This window comes from Actinomyces sp. ICM58 (assembly GCF_000283035.1).
Taxonomy (GTDB): domain Bacteria; phylum Actinomycetota; class Actinomycetes; order Actinomycetales; family Actinomycetaceae; genus Pauljensenia.
Map to the genome: position 1 here is coordinate 1 of NZ_ALIY01000020.1, position 3,902 is coordinate 3,902.

Here is a 3,902-nt window from a genome sequence, read left to right on the forward strand (position 1 = left end):
CCTTTGACGAGGCCGTGGCGGACGGCATGCGGGCGGGGGCCGCGGCGGTCCTCGCGCCGGGGGCGGCCGCCTCCTACGCGAACCTGCCCAGGATCACGCGCAACTGATCGGGGATTGCCCCGGGAGTGAACGCGAGCGCGTGAGGCACCCCACGCCCGTAGACTAGGGGCATGGCCAGGATCCTCTTCTTCGTCGCAATGCTCGCGCTCACCATCTACGCGGCCGCGGACTGGCACCGCACGCCCGAAGATGAAATGCCCGGCAAGCTCCCCAAGCCGATCTGGCTGCTCATCATCCTCTTCACGGCGACGATCGCGGCGATCGGCCCGATCGTATGGCTCGTGCTGCGCTGGGTGTCGCGCGCGGAAAAGACGCAGCAGGCGCGCCCTCACACCCCCTCCCGCCCCTCGGCGCCGGACGACGACCCCGAGTTCCTCTTCCGCCTCGAGCGCGACATTCAGCGCAAGCGCCGCGAGGAGGAGCGACGCAAGCGTGAGCGGGGCGAGGACGCCTCAGACGGGGACGCGACCGGGGCCGACAGCTAACGGCGCAGGTCGGCGGCAGAGTCACCCGGCGTCATGTCCTTAGCCAGGGCGACCAGGTCCGCTGCGGGCTCCGCATAGGAGGTCCCCACGAGCGTGGCGCCCGAGAAAATGAAGGACGTGATGGAGGCCAGCGAGCAGTGCCGCGACTTGGGCGAGTGCGCCAGCGGCTGGCCGTTCACGAAGCGCGTCAGCGTCACGATCGGGTTCTGATGCGACACGACCAGCGCCTCGCGCCCCCGAGCCTCGCGCAGCGCCGAGGACAGGGCCGCGCTCATGCGGGATGCGACGTCGCGGTAGGGTTCGCCCCACGAGGGACGCAGCGGGTTGCAGTAGTACTTGTAGTACTTGGGGTTGGCCAGCATCGCGCGATGAGAGTTGACCGGGAGCCCCTCGAACACGTTGTCGGATTCGATGAGGCGGGGATCCGAGGCGATGCTCAGCCCGTAGGCGGCTGCGGTCGGCGCCGCCGTCAGCTGTGCGCGCAGCAGCGGCGAGGAGATGACGCGAGCGATATCCGCACCCGATTCCACCAGGTACTGTGCGGCGCGCGCGGCCATCTGATGCCCGAGCTCCGTCAGCCCAAAACCGGGAAGCCTGCCGTACAAGACGCCGTCGGGGTTGGCCACTTCGCCGTGGCGCATGACGTGAATGATGGTGCGGTCCATAAGCCACAAGTATAGGGGCCGGGGCACACGAGAGGCCCGACCAGATGGCCGGGCCTCCACTCGCTCACTTCTTGTTGCGACGCTGGTGACGCGTCTTACGCAGGAGCTTGCGGTGCTTCTTCTTCGCCATGCGCTTACGGCGCTTCTTGATGACGGAGCCCATGGGGTTCCTCCCTCGTAGTGTGGGCGGCAGAGGTACTACCGCTGGTTGATGATGGGTGCCCGGAGCGGGCACATCGTGCCTATACTACCCGCCAATGACGCGAGCCTGGCCACCGGAGTGATCCGCCATACCAGCCTGGATCATCTGGGCGACCGCGGCCTCGGGGACTCGGAAGCTCTTTCCGACGCGGATCGCGGGCATTTCGCCACTGTGAATCAACCGGTACACAGTCATTTTAGAGACGCGCATGATGTCCGCCACTTCCGTGACAGTCATAAAGCGCGGCGCCGACTGCTGTTCCATTAATGACTCCCAGTATGCTCGCGAGGCGCGCTAAACCCGTTCGTTCACCGCTTACGTAGCCTCACGAAATATACTACTGCCCAACCGCATGGAAACTGCAACTTTATTCAGTTTTGTTGCAGAGTCGTTAAGGAGCATCGATGGGACGGGCACGCAAGGGGCGCACGCCGCGAGCAGGAAAGCCTCGCCTGCGCACTGAGTCTGGCGCGACGAGGTCCCTGATCCGCGGGCGCGCCACGGCCTCGTCCCACGCGATTTCAGAGGAAGCCCTGACCCCTCAGCCCTCCCCCGTCGTGCGGCAGGTCCCGGGTGGTCCGAGGGGGCCTCACCCCCAGGTCCCCAGCTCGCGCACCCAGCGCGTGCGCGCGTGGCTGTCGCGCCAGGCCCGTTATTCGCCGGCGCGCCTGGCTCTGAGCACCTTCGCGCTCATCATCGGGGTCATCACCCTCCTGCTCATGCTGCCCATCGCGTCCGCGACCGACACGTCCGCGCCTTTCGTCGACGTGCTCTTCACAGCCGTATCCGCCGTTTGTGTGACAGGTCTCACCACCGTCGATACTGCCACCTACTGGTCACCTTTCGGGCAGGCCGTCATCGCGGCGGGCATCGTCGTCGGCGGCCTGGGCGTCATGACGCTCGCCTCGATCCTCGCCTTCGCCGTGTCCCGCCACCTGGGCCTGACCCAGCGCATGCTCGCCACGCAGGAAACCGGGACCGGCGCCATGGGGCAGATCTCCACCCTCCTCAAGGCCGTCATCGCGACCTCCCTGACGATGCAGGCGCTCCTGGCCATGATGTTCCTGCCCCGCTTCCTCGCGATGGGCATCGATCCCGTGGGCGCGGTGTGGGACGCCGTTTTCATGGCTATCTCCGTGTTCAACAACGCTGGCTTCGTGATCTTGCCCGAGGGTCTCGCCCCGCACGTCACGGACTGGTGGATGTTGATCCCCATCATCTTGGGCACGACCGTGGGCGCGATCGGCTTCCCCGTCATCATGGACGTCGCGAAGAATCTGCGCAGCCCGCGCCGCTGGCGCCTGCACACGAAGCTGACGCTGGCCACCTACCTGATCTTGGCGTTCGTCGGCGCCCTCGCCCTGGCGCTCACCGAGTGGCATAACCCGGCGACGCTGGGTTCCATTGACACCCCGTCGAAGATCCTCAACGCCATGCTGGCGGGCGTGAATTCGCGGTCCTCGGGCCTGTCCGCCTTGGACGTGGGGGCGATGCAGTCGCAGACCCACTTCGTGCAGGACATCCTCATGATGATCGGCGGCGGCTCTGCATCCACGGCGGGCGGCGTGAAGGTGACGACCTTTGCGGTGCTGGTCCTGGCCGTCATCGCCGAGGCCCGAGGCGACCGCGACATCGAGACCTTCGGCCGGCGCATCCCCACCTCGACCGTGCGCCTGGCGGTCGCCGTCTCCCTCCTGGGTCTGGCCATGGTCGCGATTTCCGTCGTCCTCCTGCTGTCGATGACAGATCATTCGCTGGACGTCATTCTGTTCGAGACGGTGTCCGCGTTCGCCACGGTGGGCCTGTCCACGGGCGTCACACCCACTCTGCCCGTGGGAGCGAAGTACGTGCTCATCGCCCTCATGTTCGCCGGGCGCACGGGCTCCATGACGGTGGCCGCCGCCCTGGCCCTGCGCGAGCGTTCCCGTGTCATTCGCATGCCCGAGGAACAGCCGATCATCGGCTAAATGCCGCCGCCCAGTACGGGCGCCTCCCCTCGCGTTGGCGCGCGCGAACGAGCCCTATTCGTCCACAGCCAACATTGATGCGCACCCTTTTGCCGTTTGGTAGGCTGGTTTTACTTGAGTGTCGCAAGCGCGTAAAGGAGCATGTCATGTCCGACACGATGGAGATCACCCGCGAGAAGTGGCAACGCTGGATCGACACGCTGGCTGGCGGCGACGACAGCATCGCTGCACGACTTGAAGCGGCCGCACGGCATATCGACGACATTATCAACATGCAGACGCCCGCCAAGTGGGGGACGACCGAGCCGGGTTTGAAGGCCTTCCAGCGCGCCTACACCTCCTATTGGCGTGAGGAACAGCAGGCCCTCATCTCCATGAGCCAGAACGCGGCTGAGTTCGCAAGCCGAGTCAAAGAAGCACTCAAGCTACTCGACACCAATGAAGAGGAAGCCGTGGAGTTCCTTAATCAGGCGGCCCGGTCCATGCCGGCTGGCCCCGCCCTTAAAGGCATCGGGCAGTTCCT

At 66.0% G+C, this 3,902-nt stretch carries 6 protein-coding genes; 3 read left to right on the forward strand and 3 right to left on the reverse strand.

Features of this window, described 5'->3' with window-relative positions; all coding sequences use genetic code 11:
- The first annotated feature begins 170 nt into the window (after positions 1 to 170).
- The gene (locus HMPREF1138_RS01070) at positions 171 to 545 is read left to right on the forward strand and encodes a phospholipase (protein WP_009055490.1); all 375 of its coding nucleotides are present in this window, start codon (positions 171 to 173) and stop codon (positions 543 to 545) included.
- Here the strand turns inward: HMPREF1138_RS01070 and HMPREF1138_RS01075 are convergent.
- The 3 genes from HMPREF1138_RS01075 to HMPREF1138_RS01080 all read right to left on the reverse strand — a co-directional run bounded on the left by HMPREF1138_RS01075 (position 542) and on the right by HMPREF1138_RS01080 (position 1,676).
- Complete coding sequence (locus HMPREF1138_RS01075; protein ID WP_009055483.1) at positions 542 to 1,210, reverse strand: histidine phosphatase family protein; 669 nt, start codon at positions 1,208 to 1,210, stop codon at positions 542 to 544. The two genes, HMPREF1138_RS01070 and HMPREF1138_RS01075, sit on opposite strands and share 4 nt — an antisense overlap.
- A 64-nt stretch (positions 1,211 to 1,274) precedes the next feature.
- Complete coding sequence (locus HMPREF1138_RS10570) at positions 1,275 to 1,373, reverse strand: 30S ribosomal protein bS22 (RefSeq protein WP_003792170.1); 99 nt, start codon at positions 1,371 to 1,373, stop codon at positions 1,275 to 1,277.
- An 84-nt stretch (positions 1,374 to 1,457) separates the two neighbouring features.
- Positions 1,458 to 1,676 carry a helix-turn-helix domain-containing protein gene (locus HMPREF1138_RS01080; protein ID WP_009055484.1) on the reverse strand — a complete coding sequence of 73 codons (219 nt, stop codon included), beginning with the start codon at positions 1,674 to 1,676 and terminating at the stop codon, positions 1,458 to 1,460.
- 140 nt (positions 1,677 to 1,816) lie between these two features.
- Between HMPREF1138_RS01080 and HMPREF1138_RS01085 the strand changes: the two genes are divergently transcribed.
- The gene (locus tag HMPREF1138_RS01085; protein ID WP_009055487.1) at positions 1,817 to 3,379 is read left to right on the forward strand and encodes a TrkH family potassium uptake protein; all 1,563 of its coding nucleotides are present in this window, start codon (positions 1,817 to 1,819) and stop codon (positions 3,377 to 3,379) included.
- Between the two features lie 146 nt (positions 3,380 to 3,525).
- Positions 3,526 to 3,902: hypothetical protein (locus HMPREF1138_RS01090; protein WP_009055489.1), on the forward strand; the 377-nt coding region annotated here is incomplete at its 3' end.